Annotated in this window: 16 protein-coding genes and 1 riboswitch; of the genes, 8 read left to right on the forward strand and 8 right to left on the reverse strand. The window is 74.8% G+C overall.

Features of this window, described 5'->3' with window-relative positions; genetic code table 11:
• Positions 1-52 precede the first annotated feature (52 nt).
• Positions 53-511, forward strand: coding sequence for a flotillin domain-containing protein (locus tag BLW63_RS21135; RefSeq protein ID WP_244522706.1), 459 nt, complete (start codon positions 53-55; stop codon positions 509-511).
• 91 nt (positions 512-602) lie between these two features.
• Here the strand turns inward: BLW63_RS21135 and thiD are convergent, their stop codons facing one another.
• From thiD to thiM, 3 genes are all read right to left on the reverse strand, one after another.
• Positions 603-1,433 (reverse strand): bifunctional hydroxymethylpyrimidine kinase/phosphomethylpyrimidine kinase, encoded by an 831-nt coding sequence (gene thiD / locus BLW63_RS21140; RefSeq protein WP_244522707.1) that lies wholly within the window; start codon positions 1,431-1,433, stop codon positions 603-605.
• On the reverse strand, positions 1,430-2,104 hold the full coding sequence (thiE, locus tag BLW63_RS21145; RefSeq protein WP_091160654.1) for a thiamine phosphate synthase: 675 nt from the start codon (positions 2,102-2,104) through the stop codon (positions 1,430-1,432). The genes thiD and thiE overlap by 4 nt, the downstream gene beginning before the upstream one ends.
• A 73-nt stretch (positions 2,105-2,177) precedes the next feature.
• Positions 2,178-2,966, reverse strand: coding sequence for a hydroxyethylthiazole kinase (thiM, locus tag BLW63_RS21150; RefSeq protein WP_091160655.1), 789 nt, complete (start codon positions 2,964-2,966; stop codon positions 2,178-2,180).
• Positions 2,960-3,055: riboswitch (TPP riboswitch) on the reverse strand. (Overlaps the previous gene by 7 nt.)
• A 304-nt stretch (positions 3,056-3,359) precedes the next feature.
• On the opposite strand from thiM, the gene BLW63_RS21155 reads away from it, so the two are divergent.
• Positions 3,360-4,094, forward strand: a complete 735-nt coding sequence (locus BLW63_RS21155) for a TSUP family transporter (protein ID WP_170856892.1) — start codon at positions 3,360-3,362, stop codon at positions 4,092-4,094.
• A gap of 186 nt (positions 4,095-4,280) precedes the next feature.
• Here BLW63_RS21155 and BLW63_RS21160 read toward each other — a convergent pair whose 3' ends face one another.
• Positions 4,281-6,002, reverse strand: a complete 1,722-nt coding sequence (locus BLW63_RS21160; protein ID WP_091160660.1) for a DEAD/DEAH box helicase — start codon at positions 6,000-6,002, stop codon at positions 4,281-4,283.
• A gap of 464 nt (positions 6,003-6,466) precedes the next feature.
• Here BLW63_RS21160 and BLW63_RS21165 point away from each other — a divergent pair, with 464 nt between their 5' ends.
• The 6 genes from BLW63_RS21165 (at position 6,467) to pgm (ending at position 10,612) form a co-directional block, all read left to right on the forward strand.
• Positions 6,467-6,691: a FitA-like ribbon-helix-helix domain-containing protein gene (locus tag BLW63_RS21165; RefSeq protein WP_091160747.1), complete on the forward strand. Its 225-nt coding sequence runs from the start codon at positions 6,467-6,469 to the stop codon at positions 6,689-6,691.
• Positions 6,688-7,080, forward strand: a complete 393-nt coding sequence (locus BLW63_RS21170; RefSeq protein ID WP_091160662.1) for a type II toxin-antitoxin system VapC family toxin — start codon at positions 6,688-6,690, stop codon at positions 7,078-7,080. The genes BLW63_RS21165 and BLW63_RS21170 overlap by 4 nt, the downstream gene beginning before the upstream one ends.
• 92 nt (positions 7,081-7,172) lie before the next feature.
• Positions 7,173-8,018, forward strand: coding sequence for an alpha/beta fold hydrolase (locus tag BLW63_RS21175; protein WP_091160664.1), 846 nt, complete (start codon positions 7,173-7,175; stop codon positions 8,016-8,018).
• 20 nt (positions 8,019-8,038) lie between these two features.
• A complete protein-coding gene (locus BLW63_RS21180; protein ID WP_244522711.1) occupies positions 8,039-8,245 on the forward strand; it encodes a nicotinate-nucleotide--dimethylbenzimidazole phosphoribosyltransferase in 207 nt (68 codons plus the stop codon).
• Between the two features lie 158 nt (positions 8,246-8,403).
• A complete protein-coding gene (locus BLW63_RS28665; protein ID WP_091160667.1) occupies positions 8,404-8,883 on the forward strand; it encodes a DUF4190 domain-containing protein in 480 nt (159 codons plus the stop codon).
• 94 nt (positions 8,884-8,977) lie between these two features.
• On the forward strand, positions 8,978-10,612 hold the full coding sequence (gene pgm / locus BLW63_RS21190; protein ID WP_091160669.1) for a phosphoglucomutase (alpha-D-glucose-1,6-bisphosphate-dependent): 1,635 nt from the start codon (positions 8,978-8,980) through the stop codon (positions 10,610-10,612).
• An 82-nt stretch (positions 10,613-10,694) separates the two neighbouring features.
• On the opposite strand, the gene glpK (BLW63_RS21195) is transcribed toward pgm, so the two are convergent.
• The 4 genes from glpK (BLW63_RS21195) to BLW63_RS21210 form a co-directional block, all read right to left on the reverse strand.
• Positions 10,695-12,212, reverse strand: a complete 1,518-nt coding sequence (gene glpK, locus BLW63_RS21195; RefSeq protein ID WP_091160672.1) for a glycerol kinase GlpK — start codon at positions 12,210-12,212, stop codon at positions 10,695-10,697.
• Between the two features lie 46 nt (positions 12,213-12,258).
• Positions 12,259-12,981 carry an MIP/aquaporin family protein gene (locus BLW63_RS21200; protein ID WP_091160675.1) on the reverse strand — a complete coding sequence of 241 codons (723 nt, stop codon included), beginning with the start codon at positions 12,979-12,981 and terminating at the stop codon, positions 12,259-12,261.
• A 154-nt stretch (positions 12,982-13,135) separates the two neighbouring features.
• The gene (gene glpK, locus BLW63_RS21205; RefSeq protein ID WP_091160679.1) at positions 13,136-14,644 is read right to left on the reverse strand and encodes a glycerol kinase GlpK; all 1,509 of its coding nucleotides are present in this window, start codon (positions 14,642-14,644) and stop codon (positions 13,136-13,138) included.
• Positions 14,641-15,393 carry an IclR family transcriptional regulator gene (locus tag BLW63_RS21210; RefSeq protein ID WP_091160681.1) on the reverse strand — a complete coding sequence of 251 codons (753 nt, stop codon included), beginning with the start codon at positions 15,391-15,393 and terminating at the stop codon, positions 14,641-14,643. The genes glpK (BLW63_RS21205) and BLW63_RS21210 overlap by 4 nt, the downstream gene beginning before the upstream one ends.
• Between the last annotated feature and the right edge of the window lie 95 nt (positions 15,394-15,488).

Consider the following 15,488-nt stretch of genomic DNA (forward strand, 5'->3'; position numbering starts at 1 on the left):
CCTCCTCGTCATCGCCGCCGGCGCGCTCCATGGTCGCCCGTCATCCGCAGGGGTGAGAACAGACGCACCGGTACAGCAACTGGTTGATCATGGACCGTCCCGCTGCGAGTCTGCGTCGCCGGACACCGACGGAGGGCAGCGTGGAGGCGCCGCGATCCTCGCCCGCGGTCAGGCCGAGGCCGAGGCGCTCGACGCCCGGTCGGAGGCCTTCCAGAAGTACGGCGAGGCGGCGATCCTCGAGATGCTGGTCAAGGTGCTGCCCGAGGTCGTGCAGGCGGCCGCGGCGCCGCTGGCGGGCGTGGACAAGATGACCGTCATCTCCGCCGACGGCGCCGGCTCGCTGGGCCGCTCGGTCGCGGCGAACGTGGCCCAGGGGCTGCAGCTCTCCGGCGACCTCACCGGGGTGGACGTCGCCGCACTGCTGCGCCGGCTGGGTGGCGCCGCGCCCACCGCGGACGGCGTCACCTGCGTACCGATCACGACCGCGGACGGGGAGGGGCCCACCCGCTGACCCCTCTCCGCCGTGATCATCGGCGTCTGGGTGCCTGGCACGCCGATGCGGGCAGCCGCCTGCCGATGATCACGGCGGGGCGAGCGTTCCGTCAGGCGGGCCAGATGCCGGCGAAGTGGTGCACCGGGCCGTGCCCGGAGCCGACGCCCAGGCCGCCCCCCGCCTGCAGCGCCCGGTGCAGGTAGTCGCGGGCGGGGTCGACCAGCCGCACCCAGTCGTCGGTGCGGGAGCGGGCGGCCAGGGCGGCCAGCGCCGAGGAGAGCGTGCAGCCGGTGCCGTGCGTCGAGGTGGTGTCCACGCGCGGGCGCCGGGTGACCGTGACGCCGTCCGCGGTGGCCAGCACGTCGACGCTCTCGTCCCCGCCGAGGTGGCCGCCCTTGAGCAGCACCGCCCGGGGGCCGAGGGCCAGCAGCGCGGTGGCCTGGTCCGGCAGCTCGTCGACGTCGGTGGCCGGCGGCGCGTCGAGCAGGACCGCGGCCTCGGGGACGTTCGGCGTCACCAGGTCGGCCAGCGGCAGCAGGTCGGTGCGGACGGCGTCGATCGCGGCGTCGTCGATGAGCCGGTCACCGCTGGTCGCGACCATGACCGGGTCGCACACCACCGGGCCGCCCGGGCGGTCGGCCAGCGCGGTGGCGACCGCGCGCACCACGTCGGCGGTGCCGAGCATGCCGAGCTTGGTGGCGTGCACCTCGACGTCGGCGAACAGGGTCGCCAGCTGCTCGGCCACGAATTCCGGCGGGACGCCGTGCACTCCGGTCACGCCGCGGGTGTTCTGCGCGGTCAGTGCGGTCAGCACCGCCGTCCCGTAGACGCCCAGGGCGCTGAAGGTCTTCAGGTCGGCCTGGATGCCGGCTCCGCCGCTGGGGTCGCTGCCCGCCACGGTCAGCGCTGTCGGCACCCCCGCCCGCCCCCGCTCGCTCACCGGACCGCCTGCGCCAGCCGGCCCCGGTCGATCTCCGACCGCAGCGCTCGGGCGGCGGCGTCCGGGTCGGGCGCCGTGCACACGGCCGAGACGACGCACACGCCGTCCACCCCCGTCGCGGCCACCTCCGCGGCGCGGGTGGCGTCGACGCCGCCGATCGCGACGGTGGTGAACCCGACGGCGCGGGCCGCCTCGGCCAGCGCGCGGGCGCCGTCCGGGCCGAGGGCGCTGCCGGCGTCGGGCTTGGTGGGCGTCGTCCACACCGGGCCGATGCCGACCAGGTCGACGGTGCCCGCCGGCAGCGCACGGGCGACGTCGAGCTCGGCGACGGAGGAGACGCTGAAGCCGAGCAGCCGGTCGGGTCCGAGCAGGGCGCGCACCTCGGCCGGCGGCAGGTCGTCCTGGCCGACGTGCACGCCGTCCGCGCCGGCGAGCAGCGCGACGTCGACGGCGTCGTTGACCCAGAGCGCGACGTCCGGCCGGTCGGCCAGCGCCGCCTGCACCGCGCGGGTGAGCCCGAGCAGCTCGCGGCGGGAGGCGGTCTTGTCGCGCACCTGGACGGTGGTGACGCCGCCGGCGACTGCTGCACGGACGACGTCGGCGACCGGCCGCGGGGCGGCCAGCCCGGTGTCGGTGACCAGGTAGAGGGTCGGGTCGAACGGGCGCCTCACGGGACCTCCTCGCCGGCGCTCGTCGTTCTGGTGAGGCAGCCTGCTGTGCTCGTGCGTGACCTCGCGGGCTCGGTCACGTGACGTCCGCGGCGGCCAGGGCCTCGCCGTCGACGGCGTCCAGCGCGTCGAGCCAGGCGGGTGCGAAGGTGCCCGGGCCGTGCGCCAGCCGCGCGGCCCGCTCGGCGGCGACGGCGACGTGCGCGTGCGCGGCCACGGTGCCGACGAGCGGGTCCTCCGTGGCGGCGACGTAGGCGGCGACCAGCGCCCCGAGCGCGCAGCCGGCGCCGGTGGTGCGGGTGAGCAGCGCCGATCCCCCGCCGATGCGGATGGTCCGCCGTCCGTCGGTGACGAGGTCGACCTCGCCACTGACCGCCACCACCCCGCCGGTGCGCGTCGCGAGCTCGGCGGCCGCCTTCGCCGCGTTCTCGGTGCTGTCGGTGCTGTCCACGCCGCGGCCGCCACTGCCCGCGCCGGCCAGCGCCAGGATCTCCGAGGCGTTGCCGCGGACGACGGTGGGCCGCAGCCCGACCAGCTCGGTGGCCAGCTCGGTGCGGTAGACCAGGCCGCCGACGGCGACGGGGTCGAGGACCCACGGCGTCCCGGCGGCGCCGGCCGAGCGCGCGGCCAGCCGCATGGCCTCGGCGGTGCGGGCGTGGACGGTGCCCACGTTGACCAGCACCGCGGAGGCGACGGCGGCGAAGTCACCGGCCTCCTCGGGGGCGTCGACCATCGCCGGGGCGGCGCCTGCGGCCAGCAGGGCGTTGGCGGTGATCGTCTGCACGACGGTGTTGGTCAGGCAGTGCACCAGGGGGGTGCGGGCGCGCAGCGCCGCGCGGGCGGCGCGCAGGTCGACGGCCGGCATGCCGGTGACATCCCTTCGCCAGTGCGAACTGGAGCAGGTTCGACGGGTGTGCTCTCAGTCCCCGGTCGGGGACACCCCGTGCCACGTGCTCCTCGAACGTAACACCGCCCCGCGTCCGCCTGCTGCGTGCGCACGGCCCGACGCCGGGAGCCTTCACGTTCCGCTCCCCCTTCCCGCCACCAGGTACGCGGCCGGACGCCTCGGTGGAGTCCTCCGACGACTGGCTCTGCTCGGCCTGAGAAAGGGCCCTCCCGCCCCACCCGGGCCCGTCCAGCGGCTCCCCCCGAGCTTGCGAGGGGTGAGGGGGACGGGGTCCTTCTGCTGCAGGAGGGCCGCTCGGGCGACGAACGGCTCGAGGTGGGGCAGCGCCGGCCGTGCGACAGGATGGCCGGCGTGCTGCTCGCGTGCCTCGCCGTCCTGGTGGGCGCGACCGTGCAAGCCGCTGCCGGGTTCGGGCTGGCGCTCATCGCCGGACCCGCGATCGTGGCCGTGCTCGCACCTGCCGAGGCGGTGACCACGCTAATGGTGCTCGCCACGACCACGACGCTGCTCCTGCTGCTGGTGCGCCGCGGCTCGAGGCCGGCCGTCCGGTGGACCGACGTCCGCGTGGTGACCCTCGCCGCCGTCCCCGGCATCGTGGCCGGCGTGCTGGTGCTCGCCGTGGTCAGCAAGGCGGCGCTGCAGCTCGCGGTCGGCGTCGGCGTGCTCGCCGCCGTGGCGCTGCAGGTCCTGCGGCGTCCGGTCCCCGGCCGGCCGATGCCGTCCCGGGGGGTCACGCTCGGCGTGGGGCTCCTCGCCGGCCTGCTCACCACCACGACCAGCACCAACGGGCCGCCGCTGGTGCTCTGGCTCGAGCGGCGGCAGGTGCCCCCGGCGGTCATGCGCGACACCCTCGCGGCGCTGTTCCTCGCCCTCAACCTCCTCGGCGCCGCGGTGCTGACCGCCTCGGGGCAGGCCGGTCAGGCCCTCCGGCCGGACGTGCTGCTGGTGCTGCTGGCGGCGGCGGTCGTCGGCCACGTGGCCGGTCGCCGGCTGTTCCACCTGCTCGACGTCCGCCGGTTCCGGGTGGCCGGGCTGACGCTGTCGGCGCTGGCCGGGGTGGCCAGCATCGTCGCGGCGCTGGGCTGAGGTCCACCACGAGCGCCCGCACGGATCGGTGCCCCGTGCAGTTGATCATGGGGTCGGTGCAGGCGGACGCGCGGTCGACGGCGCGTCGTCGAGCAGCAACCCCATGATCAACACCGCGCAGGGGGCGGGGAACGCGCGGCGAGGGGGGAGCACCCCGGGAGCCGGGGGGCGCGGCCGCGGGGACCCTCAGTCGGTGAGCGCGACGGGCGGCAGCCAGTCGGCGTGGAGCAGCTCCGCGATCTCCTGCAGGGCGGAGGTGTCCGCCCCGGCGGTGGAGCCGCTGACCGCCAGCCGCTCCACCATCACCCGGGCCACCTGCTCCTCCACCGTGTCCTCGGCGAAGGCGACCCGCCACGGGGACACCTGGCCGTCGCGGTGGGTGCGGCCGGTGACCTGGCGGGCCTGGATGCCGGAGAAGCGCGGCTGGTGGAACAGGCCGACCCGCGGCGTGCGGGAGGCGGTGCCGCCGCCGGGCAGCAGCTCGCCGGCGTGCAGGCTGATCGAGGCGGTCACGGTGAACACGCACACCGGCGCCTCGCCCGACTGGAAGCGCAGCCGCTCGGCCTCGACGTCGAAGCGGTCGCGGCCGTAGATGCAGGCCACCGCGACCCCGGCGTCCTGCAGGGCCTCGCGGATCGGGTCGGCCGCCGTCTCGACGAACTCCACCGACACTGCGACCTGCCGCTCGGCCTCGACCTGCGCCCGCACCCAGTCGACGGTGGCCTGGGCGCGGATCAGCCCGGCCTTCTGCCGGAAGCGCAGCAGTGCGGCGCGCCCGCGCGCGGTCTGCCGGGCCTTCCGCGCGAGCTGCATCTCGGCGCGGAACTCCTGCCACTCGGACTTGTAGGCGGCCTGCTCGGCGGGGGTGAGCGCGACCGGCGTCCCGGTGACCGACACCGGGCCCCAGGGCGCCGGCCGATGCAGCGTGGCGGGCGGCTCGCCGTCCGCCAGCCAGCCCTGCAGCCGGGCGAGGTCGGCGCGGCGGGCGTCGGCGTCCTCGGTCCAGGCCCACCCGTAGCGCCCTCGTTCCACGTGGAACCCGTGCTCGGCGAGCTTCGCCGGCAGGTCGGTCCAGGCGCGCAGCGGCTCGCCGTGCCGCTGCGCGAACTGCGGCGCGAGGTAGGACAGCTCCAGCGGCGTGTGCGCCGGGGTGGCGGTGGCGGCGATGACGAACGGCACGTCCGTCGCCCGGCCGCCGCCGGAGGCCGCCTTCCAGTGCTTCCACCGCTGTGTGGTCGTGTGCCGGACCATGTGCGCCTCGTCGGCGATCACGACGTCGAACCGCAGCTTCCTGACCTTGGCCAGCCGGTCCCAGGTGGTCACGCACCAGCGCAGGCCGCCGTCGCCGAAGCCGGCGATCGAGCGGGTCCAGTGCGGGATCGTGATGGCCGCCGGGCGGTCGGCGACGACGAGCACCCGATGCCCGCCCCGCATCTCGCAGATCTCCCGGGCGGCCAGGACGGCGGTCCCGGTCTTGCCCACGCCGGGGTCGTCACCGAGGAGGAAGACCCGGTGCCCGGCCGCTGCCGAGGCGATCACGGCCTCCGCACCGGTGGCCTGTTCCTCGCGTGGCACCAGCGGCCGGCCCGACGGCACCGGCCGGGGGCTGTCGTTGAGCTCGTCCTCGAGGAAGCGCTCGAAGGTGTAGGGCGGCGGGTCGTAGGGGGCCAGCTCCGGGGGCAGCTCGCGGCCGACCCACACGTGCGCCTGCAGGTCCGGCCGCCACTGCGCGCCCGGGGCCGGCGCCCGGAACGGTACGGCGAGCACCCACACCCGCTCCCCCGCGCCGGCGACCGGCCGCTCCGGTGCCGGCTCGGCCGGGCGACGGGCGGGTGGCCTGCGACGGGTCGTCGTCGTGCTGCGGGTGCTGGTCGAGCGGTCGGTCGTCCGGCGGCGCCGTCCGGGCATGGCAGCTGCGTTCCTCTCCTCGGGCGAGCGGCGGGTCGGCCGGGTCGCCGTGGGGATGGTGCGACGGTCCGGGGCCGATCTCGTGGCGCCCCGCCGGGGACCCAAACCCGCACGCGGAGCGGTCTGCCGCCAGGAGCGCGGAGAGCTCGTGGACGACGCCGCGACCCTCGACCTCCCGTCGCCACCCGGCCGCCGGGCGGTGGACGAGAGGCACTCCTGCTCGCGCAGGAGCACCACGCATCCTGCCCGGACGTTCTCGAGGCGCAGGACCTTCCCCCGTCCGGGCCGCGCACGTGCCGGACCCGGCCCAGGAGCCGTCGACCTCGGGGACCTGGCACTTCCGGTGGGACGGACGCGGGACGCAGCCGTCCGCAGCAGGAGCGACGCCGCACACACCACCGGGTTTGCATGTGGTCCACATGCAAACACATGCGCATCACATGTAGGATGGCATCGTGCCGAAGATGTTGCAGGTCCGTCACGTGCCGGACGAGCTGCACGCCGTGCTGCGGGAGCGGGCAGCCGAGAGTGGCTTGAGCCTGTCGGAGTTCGTGCTGCGCGAGCTGCAGGCGGTCGCTGCCCGGCCGAGCAAGGCCCAGGTGCTGGCCCGTGCCGCTCGTCGCGGCGGACGACTCCCCTTCGACGAGGCGGTCGCCGCCGTGGACGCCGGTCGCGAGGGCAGGACGTGATCGTCGCCGATGCGTCGGTGCTCGTGCCGGCCCTGGTGGACGACGGCTCGGCCGGTGCCCTGGCGCGCGAGCGGCTCCTGGGCTCCGACGTCCACGCGCCCGAGCTCGCGGACGTGGAGGTGCTCTCCGTCGTCCGGCGCGAGGTGCTGGGCGGTCGGCTCACTCGGGAGCGGGGCACCGCGGCGCTGGAGGACTACGCCGAGCTGGCCCTGGAGCGCCACCCCCACCTGCTGCTGCTGGCGCGGGCGTGGGAGCTCCGGGACGCGGTCAGCGCCTACGACGCGCAGTACGTGGCGCTCGCCGAGCTGCTGGACGTCCCGCTGGTGACGGGGGACGCGCGGCTCTCACGAGCGCCCGGTCTGCGGTGCGCCGTCGACCTGCTGCGCTGACCAGCCGGGGGTCAGCAGCCCGGGCCCCGTTCCGTCCACCGAGCGGGCCCAGCACTCCGACCGTCCCCGCGCGAGTCTGGTGGAATCGCCGGGTGACGTCGAATCCCGAGGAGCGGTTGCACGCCCGCACGCTGGGCTCCGCCGGGCCGCGGGTGGTGTTCGTGCACGGACTGTTCGGCCAGGGCAAGAACTGGACGACGATCGCCAAGGGCCTGGCCGCCGACCACCGGGTGACCCTGCTCGACCTGCCGAACCACGGGCACTCGCCGTGGACCGACCGGGTCGACTACGCCGACATGGCCGAGCTGGTGGCCGCGGAGCTGGGCTCGTTCGGGGAGCCGGCGACGCTGGTCGGGCACTCGATGGGCGGCAAGGTGGCGATGCAGCTGGCCCTGCGCCACCCGGAGCTGCTCCGCGCGCTGGTGGTCGTCGACATCGCCCCGGTGGAGTACCCGATCTCCGGTGGCCGCACCGAGGACCCCGACGAGGAGGCCTCGCCCTTCGCCGCGTACATCGCCGCGATGCGCGCCCTCGACCTCGACCGGCTGCGGACCCGGGAGGACGCCGACGCCGCGCTGCGGGCCGCCGTCCCGAGCAGGATGGTCCGCTCGTTCCTGCTGCAGAGCCTGGTCCGGGAGGGAGCCGGGGCCGCCGGCGGTTGGCGCTGGCGGCTCAACCTCGAGCTGCTCGAGCGCGACCTCGGCGAGCTCCGCGGCTTCCCCGAGCCACCGCCGGGCGCCCACTACGACGGACCGGTGCTGTGGATCGCGGGGGCGAACAGCCACTACGTGCTGCCGGATGACCGGGCGCGCATGGAGGAGCTGTTCCCGAACACCCGGCTGGTCCGGGTGAAGAAGGCCGGCCACTGGGTGCACTCCGAGCAGCCGGAGGTCTTCCTGGAGACGGTCGAGCGGTTCCTCGAGCGCGTCGAGGACTGATACCAGGACCACACCCCGACCTGACGCGCTCGACTGCAGGGCGGACGACAGTCGCCGGGCAGCGCAGCCGTGAGCGCGGGCACGAGCTCGTCCTCCGGGACCTGGGCCGGGAGCCGCTCCTGGACCTGCGGATGCGCGCCGGCGAGGGCGTCGGCGCGGTCCTGGCCGGCGGCCTGCTGCTCGCCGGGCTGGCGCTGCGCCGGGACACCGCCCGCGTCGACTCCTGACCCGCGGCCGGACCCGCCGGTGCCCGACCGGTCTCCCCAGTCGGGGTGGCCGGGCCGCGCGCCGCGTCCCGGGCACCGCCGCCAGGCGTCAGGATGGGGGGTGAACGCCCGGTTCTCGTCGACCCCGGGCGGACGCGCAGTCACCCAGGAGCGAGCAGATGACACACCCAGGTCCGCAGCAGTCCGGTGCGGAGGACCCGCACGGCGCACCACCTCCGGCCGGCTGGGGGCAGGAGCAGGCACTCCACGGCGGCGGGTACGCCGGGTACCAGGCCCCACCGGCGAGCGGCTGGCCGCCGGCCCAAGGCCAGCCGGCGCCCTACGGCCAGCCGGCGCCCTACGGCCAGCCGGCGCCCTACGGGCAGCCGGGCCCCTACGGCCAGCCCTACGGCGGCTACCCGTACGCGCCGCCGCAGCGCACCAACGGGATGGCCATCGCCTCGATGGTGCTGGGCATCCTCTGGCTGTACTGGATCGGCAGCATCCTGGCGCTGGTCTTCGGCTACACCGCCAAGAAGCAGATCCGGGAGCGCGGCGAGGCCGGGGGCGGCATGGCCACCGCCGGCATCGTGCTCGGCTGGATCGGCGTGGGCTTCCTGGGCCTCGGGCTCGTCTTCGGACTCGCCTCCGGCTTCTGAGCCGGACGGCGGCCCGGGCGCACTCCTGCGTCCGGGGCCGCCGCCGTGGTCGCAGGGGTCGCGGGCGCGCCAGGTGCGGGGCCAGGATCGGCGCATGACCGACCCCCGTGCCGGACAGCCGGCTGCCCCCAGCGACCTGGTCGACGTCGCCTCGCTGGTCACCGCGTACTACACGCTCGAGCCGGACCCGGCCGACCCGGGTCAGCAGGTCGCCTTCGGCACCTCCGGGCACCGGGGGTCGGCGTTCGACCGGGCCTTCAACGAAGCGCACATCGTCGCCACCACGCAGGCCATCTGCGAGTACCGCACGGCGCAGGGCTTCGACGGCCCGTTGTTCATCGGGCGGGACACCCACGCGCTCTCCGAGCCGGCCTGGGCGTCGGCGCTGGAGGTGCTGATCGCCAACGACGTGACCGTGCTGGTCGACGGCGCTGACCGGTTCACGCCCACCCCGGCGGTCAGCCACGCCATCCTGCGGGCCAACCGTGGGAAGGGCTCGGGCCTGGCCGACGGCATCGTCGTCACCCCGTCGCACAACCCGCCCCGCGACGGCGGCTTCAAGTACAACCCGCCCAACGGCGGCCCGGCCGACACCGACGCCACCACGGTCATCGCCGCCCGCGCCAACGAGCTGCTGCAGAAGGGGCTCGAGGGCGTGCAGCGGGTGCCCTTCGCCCGGGCCCGCGCCGCCGCGCAGGCGCACGACTTCCTCGGCGACTACGTCGACGACCTGCCGCAGGTGCTCGACCTGGACGCGGTCCGCGACGCCGGGGTGCGGATCGGCGCCGACCCCCTCGGTGGCGCCAGCGTCGACTACTGGGGTGCGATCGCCGAGCGGCACCGCCTGGACCTCACCGTCGTCAACCCGCTGGTCGACCCGACCTGGCGGTTCATGACACTGGACTGGGACGGCAAGATCCGCATGGACTGCTCGTCCCCGTCGGCCATGGCCTCGCTCATCGGCGAGCGGGAGCGGTTCCAGATCGCCACCGGCAACGACGCCGACGCCGACCGGCACGGCATCGTGACCCCCGACGGCGGGCTGATGAACCCCAACCACTTCCTCGCCGTGGCGATCTCCTACCTGTTCGCCCACCGGCCGGAGTGGGGTGGCGAGGTCGCGGTCGGCAAGACGCTGGTGTCGTCGTCGCTCATCGACCGGGTGGTCGGGGGGCTGGGCCGGCGGCTGGTCGAGGTGCCGGTCGGCTTCAAGTGGTTCGTCCCCGGGCTGCTCGACGGCTCGGTCGGCTTCGGCGGCGAGGAGTCCGCCGGCGCCTCGTTCCTGCGGCGGGACGGCGGCGTCTGGACGACGGACAAGGACGGCGTCCTGCTCGCCCTGCTGGCCAGCGAGATCCAGGCGGTCACCGGCAGCTCGCCGTCCCGGCTGCACGCCGAGCTGACCGCCCGGTACGGGGAGTCGGCGTACGCCCGCATCGACGCGCCGGCCAGCCGCGAGCAGAAGGCGGCGCTCGGGAAGCTCTCCCCGGAGGACGTGACGGCGACCGAGCTGGCCGGCGAGCCGATCACCGCCAAGCTCACCCGCGCACCGGGCAACGACGCCGCCATCGGCGGGCTCAAGGTGACCACGGAGAACGCCTGGTTCGCCGCCCGCCCGTCGGGCACCGAGGACGTCTACAAGGTCTACGCCGAGTCGTTCAAGGGCCCCGACCACCTGGCGCAGGTGCAGGAGGAGGCCAAGGCGGTCGTGACGGCCGCTCTCGGGGGGTGAACCTCGGTGATCACCGGCGGGTGGTCGCTCGACACACTGTCGAGGGCGACCACCCGCCGATGATCACGGCAGGATGTCGCCGCTACTTCACGTCCTCGTCGACCCAGTCGAGGCTCTTGGTGACCGCCTTCTGCCAGTTGCGGTAGTTGCGCTCCCGCTCGTCGGCCGGCATCTGCGGCTCCCAGCGCTTGTCCTCGGCCCACTTGGCGGTGAGCTCGTCGAGGTCGGACCAGAAGCCGACGGCGAGCCCGGCGGCGTAGGCGGCGCCCAGCGCGGTGGTCTCGGCGATCTTGGGCCGGATCACCGGGACGTCCAGGATGTCGGCCTGGAACTGCATGAGCAGCTCGTTGCCGACCATGCCGCCGTCCACCCGCAGCTCGGTGAGGTCGACGCCGGAGTCGGCGTTCATCGCGTCGAGCACCTCGCGGGTCTGGTACGCCGTCGCCTCGAGCACCGCCCGGGCCAGGTGGCCCTTGTTGACGTACCGGGTGAGCCCGACGATCGCGCCGCGGGCGTCCGAGCGCCAGTGCGGCGCGAAGAGCCCGGAGAAGGCGGGCACGAAGTACGCGCCGCCGTTGTCCTCGACCGAGCGGGCCTGTTCCTCGATCTCCGGCGCGCTCGTGATCATCCCGAGGTTGTCCCGGACCCACTGCACCAGCGAGCCGGTGACGGCGATCGAGCCCTCCAGTGCGTACACCGGCTTGCCGTCGCCCAGCTGGTAGCACAGCGTCGTGAGCAGGCCGTTCTGCGAGGGGACGGCCTCCTCGCCGGTGTTGAGCAGCATGAAGTTGCCGGTGCCGTAGGTGTTCTTGGCCATGCCCTTGGTGAAGCAGACCTGGCCGAAGGTGGCCGCCTGCTGGTCGCCGAGCGAGCCGGCGATCGGCACCCCGGCGAGGAAGCCGGCCTTGCGGCCGCGGCCGTACTCCTCGGAGTTGGATCGGATCTCCGGGAGCATCGACATCGGGATGCCCATCTCCTCGGCGATGCCGGCGTCCCAGCTCAGCGACCGGTAGTCCATGAGCATGGTGCGCGAGGCGTTGGAGACGTCGGTCAGGTGCAGCCCGCCGTCGGCCCCGCCGGTCATGTTCCAGATCAGCCAGGAGTCGATGGTCCCCATCAGGAGCTCGCCGCGCTCGGCCCGCTCCCGGGCGCCGTCGACGTTGTCGAGGATCCAGCGCACCTTGGGCCCGGAGAAGTAGGTGGCCAGCGGCAGGCCGACCTTGTCCTTGTACCTGTCGGCGCCGCCGCCGAGGGCGCCGAGCTGCTCGACGATCGCCGAGGTGCGGGTGTCCTGCCAGACGATCGCGTTGTGGACCGGCTGGCCGGTGCTGCGATCCCAGACGACGGCGGTCTCGCGCTGGTTGGTGATGCCGACGGCGACCACGTCGGAGGTGCCGACGTTGCCCCGGGCGAGGGCCTGGCCCACCACCTCGCGGGTGTTGGCCCAGATCTCGTTGGCGTCGTGCTCGACCCACCCGGCGCGCGGGAAGATCTGCTGATGCTCCTTCTGACCGACCGAGACCACGGCACCTTCGTGGTCGAAGATCATGCAGCGGGTGCTCGTGGTCCCCTGGTCGATGGCTGCCACGTACTGGCTCACGGGTGGTTCCTCTCGCTTCGTCGCGGTGGGGTTCGGGGAGCTGCGGTCAGAGGGGGACGCGGGACAGCAGGCCGCCCAGGACGGCCCCGATGAGCGGGCCGACGATCGGCACCCAGGCGTAGCCCCAGTTGCTGTCCCCCTTGCCGCGGATCGGCAGCACGGCGTGGGCGATGCGCGGGCCCAGGTCGCGGGCGGGGTTGATGGCGTAGCCGGTCGGCCCGCCGAGGGAGGCGCCGATGCCGACGACGAGCAGGGCGACCGCGAGCGGGCCGAGCTCGCCGGGCGTGTCCCCGAAGCGCAGGATGATGTAGACGAGCACGAACGTGCCGATGACCTCGGTGATCACGTTCCACGGGGTGCTCTTGATCGCCGGGCCGGTGGAGAAGGTGCCGAGCACCGGCTCGGTCGCCGCGTCGTAGTGCTTGCGGTAGGCCATCCACGCGACGACGGCCCCCAGGAAGGCGCCGACCAACTGTCCGACGACGTAGACGAGGGACGACGCCAGGGTGATCGGCACATCGGGCGCGTACTCGTCCGCGCCGCTCACCGCGATGCCGAGGGTGACCGCCGGGTTGATGTGCGCCCCGGAGCTGGCGCCGGCGTAGACGCCGGCGAAGACGGCGATGCCCCAGCCGAAGTTGATCAGCAGCCAGTTCGCCCCGTTGCCGTACGTCCCGGGGAGGACGACGTTCGCGACCACCCCGACGCCGAGGAGTATCAGGATGAAGGTCCCGACGACCTCGCTGCCGAAGACTGTCCACAGGCTCATGCGCTGCTCTCCTCATCGCCGGTGATGCGTGGGCCCCGGGGCGACGCCGGTCCGCGGCGCCGCCCGGACGACGGCCGGGGCCGGTGACGCTATTCACACAGGTGGAGGCGGGACAACGGGTGCTGTACGACCATGTCGCACAAACCGGCCCGGGTCAGGGGCGTTCGCCCCAGGCGATGCTGAGCTGCACGGCGCGCTCCCACTCGGGGTAGGCGGCGTCGAGCGCGGCGACCCGCTTCGGGTCGGGCACCCACTGCGCCGAGCGGTGCCAGTTGCGCCGCAGCGCCCCGGTGTCCGACCACACCCCCACGGCGAGCCCGGCCGCGTAGGCCGCGCCCAGCGACACCGTCTCCCCCACCATCGGGCGCACCACCGGGCTGTCGAGCACGTCGGCCAGGAACTGCATGAGCAGGTTGTTGGTGGTCATCCCGCCGTCCACCCGCAGCGCGGTGAGCGGCAGCCCCGAGTCGGCGTCCATCGCCCGGACGACGTCCCGCGTCTGCCAGCCGGTGGCCTCCAGCACCGCCCGGGCCAGGTGGCCCTTGGTGACGTAGGAGGTCAGGCCGGCCACCAGTCCGCGGGCCCGGCCGGCCCAGTGCGGGGCGAGCAGGCCGGAGAACGCCGGGACGACGTAGCACCCGCCGTTGTCGGAGACGCTGCGGGCGAGGGTCTCCACCTCGGCCGCGGAGCCGATCAGCCCGAGGCTGTCCCGCAGCCACTGCACCAGGGCGCCGGTGACGGCGATCGAGCCCTCCAGCGCGTAGTGCACCGGCTCCCCCGCCAGCTGGTAGGCCACCGTGCTGATCAGCCCGTGGCGCGAGCGGACCAGGTCCTCCCCGGTGTTCTGCAGCAGGAAGCTGCCGGTGCCGTAGGTGCACTTGGTCTCGCCGGGGGCGAAGCAGGTCTGCCCGAACAGCGCCGCCTGCTGGTCGCCGAGCGCGCCGCCGATGGTCAGCGGCACCGGCAGCGCGGTGGCGGTGCCGAGCACGCCGACCGAGGGGCGGATCTCGGGCAGCATCGCCGCGGGGACGCCGAAGAGGTCGAGCAGGTCGGGGTCCCAGCGGCAGCTGCGCACATCCATCAGCAGGGTCCGGCTGGCGTTGGTCACGTCGGTGACGTGCACCCCGCCGTCCGGCCCGCCGGTGAGGTTCCAGATCAGCCAGCTCTCCATGGTCCCGAACAGCAGCTCGCCGCGTTCGGCCCGCGCCCGCGCGCCCGGGACGCTGTCGAGCACCCAGCGCAGCCGGGGACCGGCGAAGTACCCGGCCAGCTCCAGCCCGGTGCGCTCGCGCACCAGCGGGGCCTCGGGCCGGGCGGCCAGCTGCTCCACCAGCGGCCCGGTGCGGGTGTCCTGCCACACCAGCGCCCGCACCAGCGGCCGCCCGGTGGCGCGGTCCCAGACCACCGTCGTCTCGCGCTGGTTGGCGATGCCCAGCGCCACCACCTGCCCGGGCAGGCCGGCGACGTCGCGCAGCGCCTGGGCGGCGGTGAGCTGCGTGTTGGCCCAGATCTCCTCCGGGTCGTGCTCCACCCAGCCGGGGCGGGGGAAGTGCTGGCGGTGCTCGCGCTGGCGGACGGCGACCAGCCGGCCGGCGCGGTCGAACACGATCGACCGGGTCGAGGTGGTGCCCTGGTCCACCGCGAGCACGTAGCGCTCCGTCATGTGGCCAGCTCCCGGGAGACGGCCGCCGCGGCCTCGACCACCATGGCGCGCAGCGCCGGCCGCGCGGCGTCGGCGAACAGCTCCTCGACCGGGCCGCTGACGCCGAGCGCGCCGACGACCAGGCCACCCGGGCCGTGCACCGGCGCGGCGATCCCGCCCACGCCGAGCTGGAACTCCCCCTGCTGCTCGGCCCAGCCCCGCGCCCGGGCGGCCTGGAGCTCGACCAGCAGCGCCGCCGGGTCGACCACGGTGCGCGCGGTGAACGCGTCCAGCGGGACGTCGGCCAGCGCCCGGGCCATCGCCGGGCGGGAGGCCAGCAGCACCTTCCCCACCGCGGTCGCGTGGGCGGGCAGCACCGCGCCGACCTCCAGCTCCTGCGGCGAGTCGTCGGGCCGGAACACGTGGTGGACGACCACCACCTGCAGGCCCGCCGGCGTCCCGAGCCGGACGGCGAAGCCGCTGCGGGCGGCCAGGGAGTCCGCCCAGTTCGACGCGCGGGAACGCAGCTCGTTGACGTCCAGGTAGTGCGAACCCAGCCCCAGCAGGCCGGCGCCGAGGGTGTAGCGGCCGGTGCGCTGGTCCTGCTCGACGAACCCGACGGCCAGTAGCGTCCGCAGCAGCCCGTGGGTCGTCGTCTTCGGCAGCCCGACCGCGGCGGCCAGTTCGGTCACGCCCATCTGACCGCCGGACTCGACGATCGCGTGCAGCAACGTGGCTGCACGCTCGATGGACTGCACGGTGCCGGGCATGGCCGGTCACCTTAGGCCCTCGGTGTACGACGATGTCGAACGACGAGCGTCGACGCCCTCTGACCACCGTCCTACCGTGGGACGCAGAGCAGTCC

Origin of the sequence: Geodermatophilus africanus (assembly GCF_900107105.1) — a bacterium.
In the GTDB taxonomy this organism is placed as follows: Bacteria; Actinomycetota; Actinomycetes; order Mycobacteriales; family Geodermatophilaceae; genus Geodermatophilus; species Geodermatophilus africanus.